Source organism: Xanthomonas sp. CFBP 8443, assembly GCF_025666195.1.
In the GTDB taxonomy this organism is placed as follows: Bacteria; Pseudomonadota; Gammaproteobacteria; order Xanthomonadales; family Xanthomonadaceae; genus Xanthomonas_A.
Map to the genome: position 1 here is coordinate 1,157,113 of NZ_CP102592.1, position 19,302 is coordinate 1,176,414.

General features: G+C 70.0%; 17 protein-coding genes. 10 read left to right on the forward strand and 7 right to left on the reverse strand.

From position 1 onward, the window contains the following. The first annotated feature begins 2 nt into the window (after nt 1–2). Both NUG20_RS04795 and NUG20_RS04800 read left to right on the forward strand, forming a co-directional pair. Nucleotides 3–1,091, forward strand: coding sequence for a Ca2+-dependent phosphoinositide-specific phospholipase C (locus tag NUG20_RS04795; RefSeq protein ID WP_263397310.1), 1,089 nt, complete (start codon nt 3–5; stop codon nt 1,089–1,091). 32 nt (nt 1,092–1,123) lie between these two features. After that, nucleotides 1,124–2,371: a histidine-type phosphatase gene (locus NUG20_RS04800; protein WP_263397311.1), complete on the forward strand. Its 1,248-nt coding sequence runs from the start codon at nt 1,124–1,126 to the stop codon at nt 2,369–2,371. A 248-nt stretch (nt 2,372–2,619) separates the two neighbouring features. Here the strand turns inward: NUG20_RS04800 and metK are convergent, their stop codons facing one another. Beyond that, nucleotides 2,620–3,831 carry a methionine adenosyltransferase gene (gene metK, locus NUG20_RS04805; protein WP_263397312.1) on the reverse strand — a complete coding sequence of 404 codons (1,212 nt, stop codon included), beginning with the start codon at nt 3,829–3,831 and terminating at the stop codon, nt 2,620–2,622. 205 nt (nt 3,832–4,036) lie between these two features. On the opposite strand from metK, the gene NUG20_RS04810 reads away from it, so the two are divergent. The 3 genes from NUG20_RS04810 (at nt 4,037) to NUG20_RS04820 (ending at nt 8,295) form a co-directional block, all read left to right on the forward strand. Beyond that, entirely contained in the window at nt 4,037–5,755 is a 1,719-nt protein-coding gene (locus NUG20_RS04810) for a bifunctional ornithine lipid synthase OlsF (protein WP_263397313.1), read from the forward strand. Next, nucleotides 5,752–6,558, forward strand: a complete 807-nt coding sequence (locus tag NUG20_RS04815) for a UDP-2,3-diacylglucosamine diphosphatase (RefSeq protein ID WP_263397314.1) — start codon at nt 5,752–5,754, stop codon at nt 6,556–6,558. The genes NUG20_RS04810 and NUG20_RS04815 overlap by 4 nt, the downstream gene beginning before the upstream one ends. A 666-nt stretch (nt 6,559–7,224) precedes the next feature. Continuing rightward, nucleotides 7,225–8,295, forward strand: a complete 1,071-nt coding sequence (locus NUG20_RS04820; protein ID WP_263397315.1) for a metal-dependent hydrolase — start codon at nt 7,225–7,227, stop codon at nt 8,293–8,295. Nucleotides 8,296–8,341: 46 nt separating this feature from the next. Here the strand turns inward: NUG20_RS04820 and NUG20_RS04825 are convergent, their stop codons facing one another. From NUG20_RS04825 to NUG20_RS04845, 5 genes are all read right to left on the reverse strand, one after another. Then, a complete protein-coding gene (locus NUG20_RS04825; RefSeq protein WP_263397316.1) occupies nt 8,342–9,166 on the reverse strand; it encodes a class I SAM-dependent methyltransferase in 825 nt (274 codons plus the stop codon). Between the two features lie 22 nt (nt 9,167–9,188). After that, nucleotides 9,189–10,187 carry a tRNA dihydrouridine synthase DusB gene (gene dusB / locus NUG20_RS04830; protein ID WP_263397317.1) on the reverse strand — a complete coding sequence of 333 codons (999 nt, stop codon included), beginning with the start codon at nt 10,185–10,187 and terminating at the stop codon, nt 9,189–9,191. A gap of 62 nt (nt 10,188–10,249) precedes the next feature. Further along, nucleotides 10,250–10,855: a DUF4893 domain-containing protein gene (locus NUG20_RS04835; RefSeq protein ID WP_263397318.1), complete on the reverse strand. Its 606-nt coding sequence runs from the start codon at nt 10,853–10,855 to the stop codon at nt 10,250–10,252. 77 nt (nt 10,856–10,932) lie between these two features. Beyond that, entirely contained in the window at nt 10,933–11,886 is a 954-nt protein-coding gene (locus NUG20_RS04840; protein WP_263398393.1) for a ribokinase, read from the reverse strand. Nucleotides 11,887–11,932: 46 nt separating this feature from the next. Continuing rightward, nucleotides 11,933–13,231, reverse strand: coding sequence for a NupC/NupG family nucleoside CNT transporter (locus tag NUG20_RS04845; RefSeq protein ID WP_263397319.1), 1,299 nt, complete (start codon nt 13,229–13,231; stop codon nt 11,933–11,935). Between the two features lie 325 nt (nt 13,232–13,556). Here NUG20_RS04845 and NUG20_RS04850 point away from each other — a divergent pair, with 325 nt between their 5' ends. The 5 genes from NUG20_RS04850 (at nt 13,557) to NUG20_RS04870 (ending at nt 18,884) form a co-directional block, all read left to right on the forward strand. Then, entirely contained in the window at nt 13,557–14,528 is a 972-nt protein-coding gene (locus tag NUG20_RS04850; RefSeq protein ID WP_263397320.1) for an aldo/keto reductase, read from the forward strand. Between the two features lie 181 nt (nt 14,529–14,709). Further along, entirely contained in the window at nt 14,710–14,910 is a 201-nt protein-coding gene (locus NUG20_RS04855; RefSeq protein WP_263397321.1) for a hemin uptake protein HemP, read from the forward strand. A gap of 179 nt (nt 14,911–15,089) precedes the next feature. Continuing rightward, complete coding sequence (locus tag NUG20_RS04860) at nt 15,090–17,306, forward strand: TonB-dependent hemoglobin/transferrin/lactoferrin family receptor (RefSeq protein WP_263397322.1); 2,217 nt, start codon at nt 15,090–15,092, stop codon at nt 17,304–17,306. 6 nt (nt 17,307–17,312) lie between these two features. After that, entirely contained in the window at nt 17,313–17,909 is a 597-nt protein-coding gene (locus NUG20_RS04865; RefSeq protein WP_263397323.1) for a ChuX/HutX family heme-like substrate-binding protein, read from the forward strand. Between the two features lie 45 nt (nt 17,910–17,954). Further along, the gene (locus NUG20_RS04870) at nt 17,955–18,884 is read left to right on the forward strand and encodes a DUF6607 family protein (protein ID WP_263397324.1); all 930 of its coding nucleotides are present in this window, start codon (nt 17,955–17,957) and stop codon (nt 18,882–18,884) included. Between the two features lie 116 nt (nt 18,885–19,000). Here NUG20_RS04870 and NUG20_RS04875 read toward each other — a convergent pair whose 3' ends face one another. After that, complete coding sequence (locus NUG20_RS04875) at nt 19,001–19,195, reverse strand: hypothetical protein (protein WP_263397325.1); 195 nt, start codon at nt 19,193–19,195, stop codon at nt 19,001–19,003. Nucleotides 19,196–19,302 lie beyond the last annotated feature (107 nt).

A 19,302-nucleotide genomic window follows, 5' to 3' on the forward strand; every position in this document is an offset into this window, starting at 1 on the left:
GCGTGCGGCGGCTCGCATGGATCGGCGCGCTGCTGGCGATGCCGGCCATGCATGGCGGTGCCCAGGAACGTCCGGCGCCGCCCGAATCGCTGCGGCTCGACCAGCTGCAACTGCTCGGTTCGCACAACAGCTACCGGCCCTGGCCAACGCCGCAGGTGCAGCGCCGGCTGCAGGCGCATGCGCCGTCCGAATGGCCGGCGCTGGCCTACGGCCATCCGCCGCTGCAGACGCAACTGGCGCTGGGCCTGCTGCAGTTCGAACTCGATGTCGCCGCCGATCCGCACGGCGGCCTGTACGCGGCGCCGTATGCGCATGGCCGCGCCGCGGCGGCGACGCTGGCGAAGATGCGCATGCCGGGCGCCAAGGTGCTGCACCAGCCGGGCCTGGACTACGCCAGTCATTGCCTGCGGTTCCGCGACTGCCTGGCGATCTTCGCGCGCTGGTCGCAGGCGCATCCGCGGCACGCGCCGCTGGTGGTGCTGGTCAATGCGGTGGACTTCGACCCGTCGCCGGGCGTGTGGCCGCACCGCGCCGCGTTCGATGCGGCCGGCCTGGACGCGCTCGACCGCGACATCGCCGAGGTCCTCGGCCGCGCGCGGCTGATCGTGCCCGACGACGTGCGCGGCACTGCGCCGAGTCTGCGCGCGGCGGTGCTGGACAGGCGCTGGCCGACCCTGGCGCAGGCGCGCGGGCGGCTGCTGTTCGTGCTCGACGGCAATCCGCGGCACGAGGCGCTGTACCGGCAGGGTCATCCCTCGCTGGCCGGACGCATGATGTTCGGCTGGTATGCGGCCGACGCCGCGGAGGCCGCGGTGCTGTCGATCGAGGATCCGCAGGCCGATGCGGCGCTGATCCGCACGCGGGTCGCGCAGGGCTACATCGTGCGCACCCGTGCCGACGTGGACGGCGTGCAGGCACGCGCCCACGATCGGCGGCGCGCGCAGGCGGCGCTGGACGCCGGCGCGCAATGGATCAGCACCGACTACTACGCCGGCGCACCCGACCCGCTGCGGCTGGGCTATCAGCTGGGCATCGTCGCGGGCCTGCGCTGCGACCGGGTCAGCGCGCGCTGCGATGGCGGCGGACCGTGAGCGGTTTCCTTTTCCCTTTTCCTGGAACGACGATGAGCAAGCGCATGCGCTGGACGCTGTGGGTGGTACTGGCGACGACGGCGGCGGGCGCACAGGCGCGGCAACCGCAGCAGGCGGCAACGGCGCCGCAGTTGCAGGTCGAGCAGGTGCTGATGCTGTTCCGCCACGGCGTGCGCGCGCCGCTGCAAGGCGAGGCCGCGGCGGCGGCGCTGGCCGATCGGCCGTGGCCGGTGTGGAACACGCCGGCGAGCCTGCTCACCGAGCACGGCCGCGTCGCCGTGCAACTGAGCGGCGACTACACCAGGCAATGGCTGGTTCGCGACGGCGTGCTGCCGGCCACCGGTTGTCCCGTTGCCGGCGCGGTCAGCGTCTACGCCAACACCGATCAGCGCACCATTGCCAGTGCGCAGGTCCTGGCCGAGACGCTGTCGCCCGGTTGCGGGCTGCAGGCCGGGCATCGGGCGCAAGGCAGCGACGATCCGCTGTTCCGTCCGGTCGAGGCCGGCGCGGTGGACTTCGATGCCGCCGCCGCGGTGGCTTCGATTCAGCGCCAGACCGGCGGTCCCGGCGCGGTGCTGGCGCCCTATGCGAAGGAGCTGCGCACGATGCGCAAGATCCTCGGCTGCAGCGCCAGGGACTGCGATTTCGCGCGCATGCCGTCGTCGCTGAGCGCTGGCGCCGACGGCCGTGGCATCGCCCTGCACGGTCCGCTGGACCTGACCTCCGGTACCGCCGAGGTGTTCATCCTGCAATACGCCGAAGGCCTGCCGCTGGACCAGGTCGGCTGGGGCCGCGCCACGCGCGCGCGCATCGGCGCGGTGTCGCGGCTGCATGCGCTGCTGTTCGAGATCTACGCGCGACCGCAGTACATGGCCGCGCGCGCCGGCGCGCCGCTGGCGCAGCGGGTGCTGGACACGCTGGGCGTGGCGGACGCGCCGAGACTGACCGTGCTGGTCGCCAGCGACACCCATATCGCCGCGCTCAGCGGATTGCTCGACCTGCACTTCCATCTGCCGGGCTTCGGCCTGGACGATTCGCCGCCGGGCGGCGCGCTGGTGCTGGAACAGGTGCGCGACGTACGCAGCGGCCAGCGCTACGTGCGCCTGCGCTACCAGGCGCAATCGCTGGACCAGCTGCGCGAACTGACCCCGCTGAGCCTGCACACGCCGCCGCTGCTGCAGACCTTGCGCGTGCCCGGCTGCAGCGATGCCAAGACCGGGTTGTGCACGCTGCAGCAGTTCCAGCAGGTGTTGCAGGAGTCGTTGCAGCGGCGCGGCTGAGTCGGTTGGGGCGGCGACCCGAAACCTATGTCTGCATTCCGCGCAGGGGACATTGTGGGAGCGACTTCAGTCGCGACGGGACTTACCGATAAAGCCCGTCGCGACTGAAGTCGCTCCCACAGTGGAAATCCGCATACCGTCGCGATAGTGCCTTCCGACCGCGACGCAGGCGTCATCGCCGCCGGGACGGACCAAAAAAAACGGGCCGCGATGCGGCCCGTTTTCGTGCAAGCGCGGGCGAACCGGGCTTACTTCAGCTTCGCGTCCGCGCGCAGCGCGTCGGCGCGGTCGGTCTTTTCCCACGAGAATGCGGTGGCGTTGTGCTGCGCGCCGGTGCCGTCGGTGTAGGTGAACGCCTTCGGGGTGCGGCCGAAGTGGCCGTACGAGGCGGTCTGCTGGTACATCGGGTGGATCAGGTCGAGCATCTGGATGATGCCGAACGGACGCAGGTCGAAATGCTTGCGGATCAGCTTCTCGATCTTGTCGTCGGCGATCTTGCCGGTGCCGAAGGTGGTGACCGAGATCGAGGTCGGCTCGGCCACGCCGATGGCGTAGGAGACCTGCACTTCGCAACGGTCGGCCAGGCCCGCGGCGACCACGTTCTTGGCCACGTAGCGCGCCGCGTAGGCGGCGGAACGGTCGACCTTGGACGGATCCTTGCCGGAGAACGCGCCGCCGCCGTGGCGCGCCCAGCCGCCGTAGGTGTCGACGATGATCTTGCGCCCGGTCAGGCCGCAGTCGCCCACCGGCCCGCCGATCACGAACTTGCCGGTCGGGTTGATGTGGAACTTGGTGCCCTTGTGCAGCCACTTGGCCGGCAGCACCGGCTTGAGGATTTCCTCGCGCACGGCCTCGATCAGGTGCTTCTGCTTGATGTCCGGGTCGTGCTGGGTGGACAGCACCACCGCGTCGATCGCGGTCGCCACGCCGTCTTCGTAGCGCAGGGTGACCTGGCTCTTGGCGTCCGGGCGCAGCCACGCCAGCGGCGAGTTCTTCTTCTTGCGGATCTTGGCCTGCTGCTCGACCAGGCGGTGCGACAGGTGGATCGCGGCCGGCATGAAGCTGTCGGTTTCGCGGGTGGCGTAGCCGAACATCAGGCCCTGGTCGCCGGCGCCCTGTTCCTCGGGCTTCTTGCGGTCCACACCCTGGTTGATGTCCGGCGACTGCTTGCCGATCAGGTTGAGCACGCCGCAGGTCTCGCCGTCGAAGCCGACGTCGGAGCTGTTGTAGCCGATGTCCAGGATCACCTTGCGGGTCACCGCTTCCAGGTCGATCCAGGCACTGGTGGTGATCTCGCCGGCGACGATCGCCACGCCGGTCTTGACCAGCGTCTCGCAGGCCACGCGTGCGCGCTTGTCCTGGGTCAGGATGGCGTCGAGCACCGCGTCGGAGATCTGATCGGCGATCTTGTCCGGGTGGCCTTCGGAGACCGACTCGGAGGTGAAGAGATAGCTGGACATCGCGGCTATATCCTTGTATTCGGATGAAAAGATGGACGCGCATGATACACGGGCGCGCGGTGCTGTGCATTGTGCCCCTGGCGGCGTTGGGCAAGGTTAACCGGTCAGCCGGCAGGGCCGCCGCCGTCACCTTGCCGTAGTCATATTGCAAGATCGGTGTCGCCGCGGGGGCCGAAGCTGTGCGCAGTCAGCAAGGGGGCTTGCCGTGCTCGCACTCGAACGTCGTCTGCAGGATCGCTACCCGCACTGGTTCGCCGGCCGCCGCTCGCGGCTGGTGCGGCCGCTGCTGCGCGGCCTGCAGAAGTGGTCGGGCCTGGACGCGCTGGACGCGTTCCTGGACGCCAGCCATGAACTGCGCGGCTTCGCCCTGGTCCAGGCCGGGATGGATTTCCTGCAGGCGCGCTACGTGGTCGCGCCGACTCCCGCCGAGTGCATTCCGGCACGCGGGCGCCTGCTGATCGTCGCCAACCATCCGTCCGGCGCGCTGGATGCGCTGGCGCTGCTGGATTGCGTGGGCCAAGTGCGGCGCGACGTGAAGATCGTCGCCAACGATTTCCTGTGGGCGCTGGAAGGCCTGCGCGAGCTGCTGCTGCCGGTGCGCATCCTCGGCGGCGCGCCGTCGCCGGCCAGCGTGCGCGCGATCGAGCAGGCGCTGGAGCAGGAGCAGTGCGTGATCGTGTTCCCGGCCGGCGAAGTGTCGCGGCTGGGCTGGGGCGGGGTGGCCGACGGGCGCTGGCGCCGCGGCTTCACCCGCTTCGCGCTGCGCACCGCCACGCCGGTGCTGCCGGTGCGTATCCATGCGCGCAACTCGGCGCTGTTCTACGGCGCCTCCGCCCTGTTCAAGCCGGCCGGCACCGCATTGCTGGCGCGGGAGATGTTCGCCCGCCGCGAGCGCCGCATCGCACTGAGCCTGGGCCATGCGCGCACGCTGCCGCCGGATCAGTCCGACACCGACCTGATGCGCGGCCTGCGCCGCGAGCTGTATGCGCTGGGTCGTGCCGGCGCCGGCGCGCCCACGCCGAGCGAAGAGCCGCTGGTCGAGGCCGAGGACCCGGCCGCGGTGGCGGCGGAACTGGCCACGCTGCGCAGCCTGGGCCAGACCGTGGACGGCAAGCAGATCCGGGTCGGCCGGCTGCGCGCCGGCTCGGCCTTGCTGCGCGAGATCGGGCGGCTGCGCGAGCTGACCTTCCGCGCGGTCGGCGAGGGCACCGGCCGGCGCCTGGACCTGGACGACTACGACACCTGGTACGAGCACATCGTGCTGTGGGACGGCGCCGCCGCACGTGTGGTCGGCGCCTACCGCGTCGCCCGCGGCGCGCTGGTGCTGGCCGAGCGCGGCCTGGCCGGTTTCTACACCGCCGGGCTGTTCCGCTACGGCGAAGCGCTGCTGCCGCGCATCGCCGCGGGCATGGAACTGGGCCGCAGCTTCGTGGTGCCCGACTACTGGGGCAGCCGCAGCATCGATTACCTGTGGCAGGGCATCGGCGCCTACCTGCGCGACTACCCGCAGGTGCGCTACCTGTACGGCGCGGTCTCGATCAGCGCGGCGCTGCCGCGGCAGGCGCGCGAGCAGATCGTGGCCTACTACGCGCACTACTACGGCGATGCGCTGGGCGAAGCGGCCTCGGCGCGGCCGTTCGACTATTCGCAGGCGCCGCCGGCGTTCGACGCGCTGGACGCGGACACCGCGTTCAAGGTGCTCAAGGGCAACCTGGACGCGCTCGGCGCGGCGGTGCCGATGCTCTACAAGCAATACACCGAACTGTGCGAGCCCGGCGGCGCGCGCTTCCTCGCCTTCGGCGTGGACCCGGCATTCAACGACGCGGTCGACGGCCTGATCGAACTGGATCTGCAGCGCATCCGCAGCAAGAAGCGCATGCGCTACCTGGAACGGCCCCGCAGCGAAGCAGAGGTGATGGCATGAACAAGGTGAGCAGCTTGTCCCCACCGCGCCGCGCGGTGTTCGTGTCCGACGTGCATCTGGGCGCGCCGCACTGCCATGCGCGCGAACTGGCCGATTTCCTCGGCGGCCTGCACTGCAAGCAGCTGTACCTGGTCGGCGACATCGTCGACTTCTGGTGGATGGCGCAACGCCGCGCGGTCTGGGGCGCGGCGCACCAGCGCGTGATCGATGCGCTGCATGCGCTGGCGCGCGGGGGCACCGAACTGATCTACGTGCCCGGCAACCACGACCGCCCGATCCGCCGTTTCTGCGGCCTGGCGCTGCCGGCGATGCAGGTGCGCCGGCGTGCGGTGCACGTGACCGCCGACGGGCGCCGGCTGCTGGTGGTGCACGGCGACGACTACGACGCGGTCACCCAGTTCGGCGGCCTGCAGGAGAAGTTCGGCGACTGGCTGTACTACCGCATCCTCACCGGCAACCAACTGACCAACCGCGTGCGCCGCCGCTTCGGCATGCGCTACTGGTCGCTGGCCGACTACCTGAAGCGGCAGAGCAGCGCCGCCGAGCGCTACATCGAACGCTTCGTCGACGCCGGCCTGGACGACGCACGCCGCCGCGGCCTGGACGGCGTGGTCTGCGGCCACGTGCACCGCGCCGGCCTGTTCGAGCGCGATGGCCTGGTCTACGCCAACGACGGCGACTGGGTCGAGAGCCTGACCGCGCTGAGCGAAGACCACCAGGGCCGGCTGCAGCTGCTGTCGCATACCGGTCAGGTTCTCGAGACCTTGGCGCCACGCGTATTGCGCCTGCCGCAGGCGGCGTGATCGCGCGCGAATTGCGACGGCTACGTTTCCACCCACTCGCGCCAGGCTTCATCTGAAGGAGCGGCTTCAGCCGCGAAGAACGAAGCGGCAATGCTTGCCAGCCTGCATGCAGTCGGGACTGAAGTCCCTCCCACAGTGCACCCAGCCGTCTTCGCAATCCCTGCAGGAGCGGCTTCAGCCGCGACGAACGAAGCGGCAATGCATGCCAGCCTGCATGCAGTCGGGACTGAAGTCCCTCCCACAGTGCACCCAGTCGTCTTCGCAATCCCTGTAGGAGCGGCTTCAGCCGCGACGAACGAAGCGGCAATGCTTGCCAGCCTGGATGCACTCGGACTGAAGTCCCTCCCACAGTGCTGGGTTCGCCGCGGAGCGCTCCTTGTGGGAGCGACTTCAGTCGCGACGAACGGAGCGGTAGCCCTTGCGGTGTCGTATGCCGTTCGGGCCGAAGCCTCTTCCACAGTGCAGCGGTCCCGCCGCAAGCCCTGTTAGGAGCGTTTTCAACCGCGACAAGCGAAGCCAGCAAGCAGGCTCGTCCTGGAAGCGCTCCGGGTCGATGGCCCGAGGCCGAGCGGAGTGCACCACACTGATCGGCCGCAAGTCGTTTGGCAGCGGCGGTCTCGCGGTGCTTCAAATCGCGGATGCCCCATCGCCTGCTAGCATCGCCCGATGGACTCCCTCTCCCAGATCGTGCTCGGCGCCGCCGTCGCCGCCGTCATCACTCCCGCGGCGCATCGCCGCGCCGCGCTGCTCGCCGGCGCCGCGCTCGGCACCGTGCCCGACCTCGATTCGCTGCTCCTGCTGCCGCTGACCCGCGACCCGGTCACGCTGATGACGGTGCACCGCAGCTTCAGCCATTCGCTGTTCGTGCTGCCGTTGCTGGGCTGGCTGATCTGGTGGCTGTTCCGGCGCTTCGGCCATGGCCGCGTGGCCGAAGCGCCGCAACGCTGGTTCTGGGCGATCCAGTTGGCACTGATCACCCATCCGCTGCTCGATGCGTTCACCGTCTACGGCACCCAGCTGTGGTGGCCGCTGCGGCCGCCGCCGGCGATGTGGTCCAGCGTCTTCATCATCGATCCGGGCTACACGCTGTGGCTGATCCTGGCCTGCGCCGTCGCCTGGTGGGGGCGCATGCGACGCGTGGCGCAGCAGGCGCTGTTGGCCGGGCTGATCCTGAGCAGCGCCTACCTGGGCTGGTCGTTGCTGGCCAAGCACCTGGTCGATCGCGAAGCCGACCGTGCGCTGGCGGCGATGGGCCTGCAGCACGCGCCGCGCTTCTCGGTGCCGATGCCGTTCAACACGCTGCTGTGGCGGGTGGTGGCGATGACCCCGGGCGGCTACGTGATCGGCGAACGCTCGCTGGTCGCCGACAACGGACCGATGCGTTTCCAGGGCTTTCCGTCCAACACCCAGGCGCTGGGCGAAGTGCGCGCGCTGCCGGCGGTGCAGCGGCTGAGCTGGTTCAACCGCGGCTTCATGCGCGCCCAGGTCAAGGACGGCGAGCTGGTCCTCAGCGACCTGCGCATGGGCCTGGAGCCGGACTACAACTTCAACTTCGCGGTGGCCCGGCAGCAGGGCAGTGGCTGGCAGGCGATCGAACCGCGCCAGCTGCAGGCCGCCTATCGCGCGCCGGTGGCGCGCGGGCAGATCCGCGCCGCGCTGGCGAAGATGTGGCGGCGGATCTGGACCGAACCGGCAGCGGCCACGCCAGTCGGCGCGCCGCCGCCTGCCGCGCACTGAGCGCGACGGGCGTGCACCTGGTCCCGCGGGCGCACCGCGGCGGCGGTCAGTAGACCGTCGCGCGCGCCTGCACGAACGAATAGAAGAACACCGCGTCCGGATCGCTCTGCACCTGCGCCATCTCCCGGCGCATGCCGGCCACGGTGTCCTCGCCGACCGCGCCGGCCTGCAGCAGCCGCTCGGCGGCGGACAGCAGCACTTCTTCCCAGAAGGCGATCATGGTCTTGCGCCGGGCCGGCTCGCGGTTGTCCAGGTGCAGCGTCTTGATCTCGGTGCTGACGTCGCGGTAACCGCCGGCCAACAGCAGGTTGCCCAGCTTGGCGCCGACGAACGGATCGCCGCCGTGGTCGTACTGGAAGTCGTTGAACGCCATCCAGTAGCGCCACACGTTTGGCGAATACGGATGCAGCAGGAACGAGGCGTTCATCACCTCGGTCACGTACACCGGCGACCCCGGTGCCAGCACGCGCCGCACTTCGCTCAGTACCCGCGCCGGCGACGGCACGTGTTCCAGTACCCAGCACAGGAATCCGGCATCGAAGCTGCGCGGCTCGAACGGCAGGTCGCCGGCATCGGCCTGCTGCAGGGTGTAGCGTTCGCGACACCACGGCATGCGCTGCAGGTTGTCGCGCGCGGCCTGCAGTTGCACCTCGCTGAGGTCCACGCCGGTCACGTGCAGCTCGGGAAAGCGGCGCAGCAGGACTTCGGTCTGCGCGCCGACGCCGCTGCCCACTTCCAGCAGGCGCCGCGCGCCGGTGTAGTCGATCTGGTTGAACAGCGTGGCTTCGAGCAGGCGAGCCTGTTTCAGCAGCCGCGCCTGCTCGGTGCCGGAAAAGCCATGCAGATAGGTGGGCGGCGTGGGCGTACTCATGGCGTGCTCCTGGCGGCGGCGCTCAGGCCGCCGCGGGCAAGGCGGGCGGCACGCCGGCGATCAGCGCGTCGAAATAGTCGGCGGTCAGCGCCAGCTGCGCCTGCGCGGTCTCGGCGCGGTTGACCACGGCGCGGAACGCCGCGTTTTCGGGGCGGTCCTTGGCGTACCAGCCCAGGTGCTTGCGCGCGATGCGCACGCCCTGCGCTTCGCCGTAGAAATCGTGCAGCGCCTGCAGGTGGCCGAGCAGGGTGTCGCGCACGAACTGCAGCGGCGGCGCCGGCAGCAGCTCGCCGCTCGCCAGGTAGTGCGCGATCTCGCCGAAGATCCACGGCCGGCCTTGCGCGGCGCGGCCGACCATCACCGCGTCGGCGCCGGTCGCGGCCAGCACCTGCGCGGCCTTGTGCGGCGAGTCGATGTCGCCGTTGGCGATCACCGGGATGCGCAGCGCGGCCTTGATCTGCGCGATCGTGGCGTACTCGGCCTGGCCGCTGTAGTGCTGGTCGCGGGTGCGGCCGTGCACGGCCAGCGCGGCGATGCCGCAATCCTCGGCGATGCGGGCGATGGCCGGGCCGTTGCGGTGGTCGCAATCCCAGCCGGTGCGGATCTTCAGCGTCACCGGCACCGGCGAGGCGTTCACCACCGCGCTGAGGATGCGCGCCACCAGCGCCTCGTCGCGCATCAGCGCCGAGCCGGCCCAGGCGTTGCACACCTTCTTCGCCGGACACCCCATGTTGATGTCGATCAGCTGCGCGCCGTGGTCGGCGTTGTAGCGCGCCGCCTCGGCCAGTCGCTGCGGCTCGGTGCCGGCGATCTGCACGCTGACCGGGTCCGGTTCGCCGGCGTGGTCCATGCGCTGCAGCGATTTGCGGGTCTGCCACAAACGCGGGTCGGAGATGGTCATTTCCGACACCGCCAGGCCGGCGCCCAGGCGCTTGCACAGCAGCCGGAACGGCTTGTCGGTGACCCCGGCCATCGGCGCCAGGATCACCTTCGGTTCGATCGTGTAGGGTCCGATGCGCATGCGGCCATTGTCGCCGCCGCGGCGGCCGCTGCCAACTGCGCGGCCGGCGCCGGCGCAACCGCTCAGCGGATCAGCTGGTACAGCTCGAAGCCGTCGGCGTTGCCGTCCAGGATCAGCAGCAGTTCGTCCGGACCGAGCGCGACCAGGCGCCCGACGCTGTTGCCATGGGTGCCGTCGGAGACGTTGCCGGGCGCATAGCGGCCTTGCGGCTCGTCGTTGACGGTGCTGGCGCCCAGGAACGCGAATGCGGGGCTGCCGCTGGCCAGCGGATACAGCGTGCCGCTCCTGCGCTGCGAGCCGCTGGTCTTGCTCAGGCGGTAGCCGCACGGATCGGCGCCGATCTCGGCCTTGAAGTACGGATAGGCATAGGCGAAACCGCGATCGACCTGGATCGAGCGCACCTTCCAGCGGCCTTCCAGCTTGCCCGGCGCCTGCGGTGACTGCGCGCGCTGCAACAGGCCGCGTGCCAGCGCTGCGCCGGCTTCCAGGTCGGCTTCCTCGTAGCGCGGCGCGATCGCCTGCTGCAGGGTGCGTACCGACGCGGTGACGGTGGCGCGGTCGGCGTCGGCGGCGATGCTGTTCCAGTCGCAGCGTGGCGCGGCGGCCGCGGACAGCGGTGCCAACAAGGCGCATAGCGCGATGAACGACCTGAAGGAACAACGTGGCATCGGGAACTCCTTGTCGGATGCGCGCCCGCCGCGGCGACGGGCGCTTTGGCTGGACCTGGGTGGATATTGCCGGCGGCTCAGCCGGCGTCGGGCACCAGCGCGGGCATCGATGCCGCAGCGCCTTCTGCCTCGGTCGAACGCGCCGCGTAGTGGTTGGCGAAGCGCACGTGGGTGGCGAAGCTGGCGTTGGGCGACTGCGCCAGTGAGGCCACCAGCGCGCCGTTGAAGGCATCGCCGGCGCCGGTGGTGTCCACGGTCTGCGCGGACTCGGCGCCGATGCGGTAGTACGGCTGGGTGTCGCCGCGCATGCGCTCGTCCGGATGCGAGATGAACGCGCCCACCGCGCCCAGCGTCACCACCACGGTGCCGCCCGGCAGCAGCTTGCGGCACAGCGCGTGCAGGCTGCCGCCGTCGACCGCGGCGACGTCGTCGGCCTCCACCCGCTCGCCGACGTGGCGCGCCAGCAGCGCGGCGAACTCGGTTTCGTTCGGGGTCAGCACGTCGGCCAGCTTGAGCAGGCCGATGCTGGTCTGCGCATTGGCCGGCGCCGCGTTGAGCACCGTGGTCAGGCCGGTCTCGCGTGCCAGCGCCAAGGTGCCCTCGATGGTCTCGATCGGCGATTCCAGCTGCGCCAGCAGCACCCGCGCCGACCCCAGCAGCGCGCGTTGCGCCTGCACGAAGTCCAGGCTCAACGCGGCGTTGGCGCCGGCGCCGATGACGATGGTGTTGCGGCCGTGGCCGTCGACGTAGATGCCGCCGGTGCCGGTCGGCTCGGTGCTGGCCTCGGCGGCCAGGTCGATCCCGTCCTGCGCCGCGAGCGCGCGCGCCATCGCGCCGCCGGCGTCGTCGCCGAGCGCGCAGACGAAGGTGGTGCGGGCGCCGGCGCGCGCCGCCGCCACCGCCTGGTTGAAGCCCTTGCCGCCGGGGCCGGTGCTGTAGCGGCCGGCGATGGTGGCGCCGGCGGCGGGCAGGGTTTCGCAGCGCCAGACGTGGTCGACATTGAACGAACCGACGACGATGACCGAACTCATAGGCATGTGCTGCTTCTCAACGGGAACTGGGGAAAGGGGGACTGCATCAGCCGAAGTGCGACAGCACGCCGGCGATGGTGGCGGTCATGAAGGTGGCGATGGAACCGCCCAGCACCGCGCGCAGGCCGAACCGCGCCAGGTCCTGGCGGCGTTCCGGGGCCAGGCCGCCGATGCCGCCGATCTGGATCGCGATCGAGCTGAAGTTGGCGAAGCCGCACAGCGCGTAGGTGGCGATCAGCCGGCCTTCGCTGCTCAGCTGCATGCCGGGAATCTCGCCCTTGACGATCTTCGACAGCTCGCTGTACGCCACGAACTCGTTGATCACCACCTTCTGCCCGATCAGCGAGCCGACCGTGGTCGCATCCGCCCACGGCGTGCCGATCACCCACGCGATCGGCGCCAGCAGGTAGCCGAAGATGGTGGACAGGTTGGTCGGGCGGCCGATCGCCGCGGCCAGGCCGGTGGCGTCGCCGAGCCAGGTCAGCGGCGCGTTGACCAGCGCGATCAGCGCGATGAAGGCCAGCAGCATCGCGCCGATGTTCAGCGCCAGGCGCAGGCCGTCGCCGGCGCCGGCGGCGGCCGCGTCGATGATGTTGCTGGTGGTCTTCTCCACTTCCATCTTGACCGTGCCGCGGGTCAGCGGGGTGCCGGTCTCCGGGATCAGCAGCTTGGCCACCACCAGCGTCGCCGGCGCGGCCATGATGCTCGCGGCCAGCAGGTGCTTGGCGTAGAACGCCTGCTGCGCCGGATCGCTGCCGCCGAGCATGCCCACGTAGGCGGCCAGCACGCCGCCGGCGATGTGCGCCATGCCGCCGATCATCATCGTCAGCAGCTCGGACTCGGTCATCTTCGGGATGTAGGGCCGCACCGTCAGCGGCGCCTCGGTCTGGCCGATGAACACGCTGGCGCAGACGCTGGTGGTCTCCGCGCCGGACACGCGCATCACCTTGGTGATCGCCCAGGCCATCACCCGCACCACCGCCTGCATCACCCCCAGGTGGTACAGCACGCCCATCAGCGCCGAGAAGAAGATGATCGTCGGCAGCACCTGGAAGGCGAAGATGAAGCCGTTGCTGGTGGTGTCCATCAGGCTGCCGAAGATGAAGTTGGAGCCTTCGTTGACGAAGCTCAGCACCTTCACGAACAGCTGTCCCAGCCAGTCGAACACCTCGCGTCCGCCCGGCACCAGCAGCACCAGCGAAGCGAAGGCGATCTGCAGGATCAGGCCGGTCGCGACCAGCTTCCAATCGACCGCGCGCTTGTTGTTCGAGAACAACCAGGTGATCCCGATCAACACCGCCAACCCGAACAGGCCGAAGCCGATCCTCCCCAAACCCTCGACCATCTGCTTCCCCTGGATCGCCGGACCAAAGAGAGGAAGCCTAGTGCAGGGGGTGACGGGCGGCAAGGTAAACCCCGTTCAGCGCCGGAAAACCTGGCGCTGGAGCATGTCGGCCATTCCAGATGCGGGTCGCGCCGGGCATCCGGGCGGGTGCCGTGGCCGTTCGGGTGAACCGGCCGCGGGCGCGTTCTTGGACCAGCGTTCCGGTTTGGAAGCGGTTTCCGCGCACCCGGCCCGGCCGCAGCGTGCCGCCACACGTCGGCCCCCTCGCTACACTGTGCGACCGTCTGCCGGCCACCTTCGCCGGCCCGTATCAGGAGGAGTCCGCATGCAGTACCGTCGCCTCGGTGCCACCGGATTGCAGCTGTCGGCGCTGTCGTTCGGCGCCTGGATCAACTTCGGCGGGCAGATCGGCCGCGACGAAGCGCGCAACCTGATCGCCGCTGCCTGGGATCATGGCGTCAACTTCTTCGACAACGCCGAGGTCTACGCGCAGGGCCGCGCCGAGCAGGTGATGGGCGACGTGATCGCCGACCTGCGGCTGCCGCGCGATGGCTATTGCGTGTCCAGCAAGGTGTACTTCGGCGCGGTCGACGCGCCGCGCCCGACCCAGCGCGGGTTGTCGCGCAAGCACGTCACCGACGCCTGCCACGCCGCGTTGAAGCGGCTGCGGGTGGACTACCTGGACCTGTACTACTGCCACCGCCCCGACGCCGACACCCCGGTCGAGGAGACCGTGCGCGCGATGGACGCGCTGGTCCGGCAGGGCAAGGTGCTGTACTGGGGCACCTCCGAATGGCCGGCCGCGCGCATCCGCGAGGCCGCGCAGCTGGCGCAGGCGCTGGGCCTGCAGGGGCCGTCGATGGAGCAGCCGCAGTACAACCTGCTGCACCGCCAGCGCGTGGAGCAGGAATACGCGCCGCTGTACGCCGAATTGGGCCTGGGCACCACGATCTGGTCGCCGCTGGCCTCGGGCCTGCTGACCGGCAAGTACAACGACGGCATCGATCCGGCCTCGCGGCTGGGCCAGGCCGGCAACGCCTGGCTGCACGACGAGGTGATCGGCTCGCCGGAGCAGCGCCGCGTGGAGCGCGCGCGCGCCTTCACCGCGCTGGCGGCCGCGGAAGGCGTGGCGCCGGCGGCCTTGGCGATCGCGTGGTGCCTGCGCAATCCGCACGTGTCCACGGTGATCCTCGGCGCCAGCCGCGTCGCGCAGTTGCTGGAGAACTTCGACGCGCTGCCGCTGGCCGCGCGCGAGGACGCGGCGTGGTGGGCGCAGGTCGAGGCGGCGGTGGCCTGAATCGGGGACCCGGATCGAATGCCGGCGCGGCCATGGGGCACACGCGCTGGCAGCCATTCTCAAGGGCTTTCGATATCGAGATTTCGATTCGCAGCTTGAATCTCTACAAACGAGAACGGCTCTTGCTTAATTATTGAGAATCATTATCATCCGTATCGACCCCTGTGTACGGAGCCCGACCATGACCGCTCAACCCGTCCTGTTGCGTCACCCCGAAACCCTGAGCCTGCGCGAGCGCTCGCTGCCGCGCGCGGTTCCGGCCGAAGAGACGATCAGCAGCGAGGCGCTGCTGAAAGGGCGCCGCGAGGTGCTGATCCAGCACGGCGACCGCGTCTATCGCCTGCGCCACACCAGCAACGACAAGCTGATCCTGACCAAGTGATCCCCGCCCGGTCGCGCGATGCGCGGCCGGGCCACCGCTCGACACTGCCGCCACCTGGCCGGACCCATGGTCCCGCCGCGGCCGCCCCGCAGTCGCGATCGTTTCTCTCCCCTCGGCCCGCGCGCCGGCCTAAGGGCCGGCTTGGCCGAGGTCTTTTCGCGACCCACCCGATGACTCCTATGCTCCGTACCGCTCCGCTCACCGGTGCGCTGTGGCTGGCCCTGGCCGCCTGCGCACATGCCGCCCCCGCCGCCGACGCCGCTTCAGTCGCTTCAGCCGATGCCGCCACCCCGCGCGATTTCGATCGCCTGCAGGTCACCGCCACCCGCACCCAGCGCGCGATCGTGGACGTGCCCAGCAGCGTCGACGTGATCGACCGCGAGCAGATGGACCAGGAACTGGTCTACGACCTGAAGGACCTGCTGCGCTACACCCCGGGCGTGTCGGTCACCGGCAACAGCGGCCGCTTCAGCGGCGTCGGCGGCATCCGCATCCGCGGCCTGGACGGCAACCGCGTGCTGATCCAGACCGACGGCATCCCGGTCTCGGACACCTTCAGCTTCGGCAGCTACCTCAACGCCAACCGCAACTTCGTCGACATGGAGACGCTCAAGCGGGTCGAGATCGTGCGCGGCCCGGCCAGCTCGCTGTACGGCTCGGACGCGCTCGGCGGCGTGGTCGCCTACGTGACCAAGGATCCGGCCGACTACCTGGCGCCGGGCAAGCACAGCTACGTGGGGCTGAAGTTCGGCTACGAGAGCGAGTGGGACGGCCTGTTCGGCGGCGCGCTGGTCGCCTTCGGCGGCGAGCGCTGGAGCGGCATGGCCGCGGTCAGCCACCGCCAGGGCCAGGAAAGCGAGACCCAGGGCGACAACCGCAGCACCGGCGCGGCGCGCACCGCGCCCAATCCGCTCAGCAGCGACGGCCGCAGCCTGCTCAGCAAGCTGGTCTACGCGCCGAGCGCGAATCAGCGCTTCAAGCTGACCGTGGAAGGCAACGAGGACTACGGCCGCATCGACGCGCTGAGCAGCGTCACCTCCAGCATCCTGTCGCAGCACGGCCGCGACCACCAGACCCGCGCCCGCGCGTCGCTGACCCACGAGGTGGACCAGCTCGACACGCTGCTCGCCGACGACCTGCAGTGGCAGCTGTACCGGCAGGACAGCGAGAGCCTGCAGCGCACCGACGAGCGCCGCAGCAACAACACCCTGCGCCACACCGAGCACAACTTCGACCAGCGCCTGTACGGGCTGCAGGCCAACCTGCACAAGCACGTCGACCAGGGCAGCGTGGTCCACGACATCAGCTACGGCATCGACCTGTCGTGGAACGATACCCACGAGAAGCGCGACGGCTACACGCAGAACCTGGGCAGCGGCGCGATCAGCAAGACGGTGGGCCTGGAGACGTTCCCGGTGCGCGACTTCCCGGTCACCGAGACCACCAAGGCCGGCGCCTACCTGCAGGACGAGATGCGCCTGGCCGACGGCCGCTTCAGCCTGATCCCGGGCCTGCGCGTGGACTACTACCGGCTGTCGCCGCAGGTCGATGCGATCTTCGCCAACGACAACCCCGGCGTGGCGGCGAAGAAGGTCACCGACAGCAACGTCTCGCCCAAGCTCGGCGCGATCTGGCGCATCGATGACGCCTGGTCGCTGTACGCCAACTACGCGCACGGGTTCCGCGCGCCGCCGTACAACGACGTCAATATCGGCTTCACCAACCTGGTGGTCGGCTACACCGCGATCGCCAATCCCGACCTGAAGCCGGAAACCAGCAAGGGCGGCGAACTGGGCCTGCGCTACGCCAGCGCCGCCGGCTATTTCGGCCTGAGCGGCTACTACAACGACTACCGCGATTTCATCGAGTCCTACAGCTTCGTCGGCTTCAACGCCGACGGCCTGATGCTGTACCAATCGCGCAACGTCGACCACGTGGTGATCAAGGGCGTGGAGGCCAAGGCCGGCGTCGATTTCGGCGCGCTGTCCGCGCGCTGGGCCGGCTGGTCGTTGCACTCCAGCGCCGCGTATGCGCGCGGCGACAACAAGACCGACGACGCGCCGCTGAACGCGATCGATCCGCTGCGCGGCGTGCTCGGCCTGGCCTACGACCGCGACACCTGGGGCGCGCAACTGGTCGGCACCGTCGTGGCGAAGAAGAAGCGCCCGGCGCTGACCACGTACTACACGCCGTCCGGCTACGCGACGCTGGACCTGCTGGCGCACTGGAACTTCACCCCCGGCGCCAAGCTCAACGTCGGCGTGTTCAACCTGGCCGACCGCCGCTACATCGACTGGAACGCGCTGCCCGGTGCGACGCTGGCCAGCAGCACGGTGCTCGACCGCTATACCGGCGCCGGGCGCAACGTCTCGGTCAGCCTGGCGCTAGACTGGTAGCGGCGCATGGGCAAGGCGGCGCCAGCGACCACCGACGCGACCCGGATCGCCGCATCCGCGCCGCTGCCGCGCCCGGCGCAGCTGGCCGCACTGGGTACCGTGCTGTGCCTGTACCGCGCGCAGCTGGGCACGGAATTGATGGGCTGGAACCATGCGTTGCGCGTCGGCGCGCAACTCGGCGTGGACAGCGACGGATTGCTCGAAAGCCTGTGCTTCTACGACCGCCAGGAACGCTGCTGCTGGCGCCTGTACCTGCTGCCGGACAGCGATTTCGTCGCCTGGGACGCATTGCTGTCGGCGCTGCCCGCGGTCCACAGCGGCGGCGCCGATGGCGGCGTCGCCGAACGCCTGTGGCGGCGCGTGGCCGGCCGCCTGAGCGGCGACAGCTGGCGCGCGCGGGCGCTGCGCCTGCATGCCAGCGACGGCGAACTGGCGGCCAGCGTCGCCAGCGTGTCGCCGCTGGGCGCCAGCATCGCCCGGCGCATCGCGCGGCTGGAAGCGGCCGAGGGCGAAGTGCTGGTCGACGACTGCTGCTGCGCCCGCGCCGGCCTGCCGACCGCGCGTCACGATCCACAACGGCCTTGGCCAGTGCTGCGCCTGTAGCGCATTTCCTTCTTTCTTTCTCAGCTACCGCGACCGACCACGACGATGAAATCAACGCTTCTGCTGTTCCTGCTCGCCGCTACCGGCCTGGCCCAAGCCCAGGACGCCGATCCGCAACGCGACCGCGCCAGCATCCTGGCGATGCAGGGCGAGTACCTGGTGGATTTCGCCTTCGACGAGACCGTGCTGCTCAAGCCCGGCTACGAGCGCGCGCCGGCGATGCGCAGCGGCGCCAACGAAGTGGTGATCGTGGTCGAGGACAGCCCGCGCAAGGTGGTGCTGCAGCACCTGCTGGTCGATACCAAGAGCGGCCACGTGACCAAGCACTGGCGCCAGGACTGGAGCTACGAGGCGCCGCAGCGCTTCGAGTTCAGCGCCGACCAGACCTGGCAGGTGCGCCCGCTCGCCGCGGCGGCCATCCGCGGCGCGTGGACCCAGTGCGTGTACGAGGTCAGCGACGCGCCGCGCTACTGCGGCACCGGCCGCTGGGACTACGCCGACGGCCACCCGACCTGGACCAGCGACCTGAGCTGGCGTCCGCTGCCGCGGCGCGAATACACCAAGCGCAGCGACTACAACGCGCTGGCGGTGATCAACCGGCACACGCTGACCCCGGCCGGCTGGACCCACGAGCAGTTCAACACCAAGGTGCTGCGCAAGCCCGACGGCAGCCAGCAGCCGATCGCGCGCGAATTCGGCTTCAACGACTACGCCAAGACCGGCGAGGTCGACTTCAAGCCGGCCTACGATTACTGGAAGGCGACGCAGGGCTACTGGGCCAAGGTGCGCGCGCACTGGGACGCGTTCCTCGGCAAGCCGCCTGGCGTGCACCTGAAGACCAAGCTCGACGGCATGGCGATGATCATGCCGCTGTTCGAGCAGGCCGAGGCGGTGCAGCAGGGCAAGCCGGTGGCCGACGCCAAGATCGCCGCGGTGTTCGCGCAGTGGGTGGAGCCGGCGCCCGCCGAACGCTGAGCGCGCGCACCGATGAAGCCAGGGTGGGAAGGCGGCCGGCATTGGCGCCTTCCCTTTCGCTGCCTGGCATAGACGACCCGGCGCGGCTGTGCACGGCGGCGACGGCTACAGGTTGGTCACCAAGTGATAGCCAGGCCCTTGCGCTCGGGCAAGGTGACGATGAGCGGGAAGCCGATCGACATGCCGCTCAGGTCCAGCCATTGCGGATTGAACGACTCGATCAGGCGGCGCTGCCGGCAATGGCTGAGCCGGGAGATCTCCGCGGCGCGCAGCAAGGCGGCGGCTTCGTTCTCGCACTCCTCGTACCGCACCGCCAGAATCGCGACTGGCGCTTGCCTGTGTCCGCGCACGCTGTTGCGTTGTGCAGGCGCCTACTTACTCCATCCAGCGCCTGCGGCGTCGGCGCGCTCGCGATTTA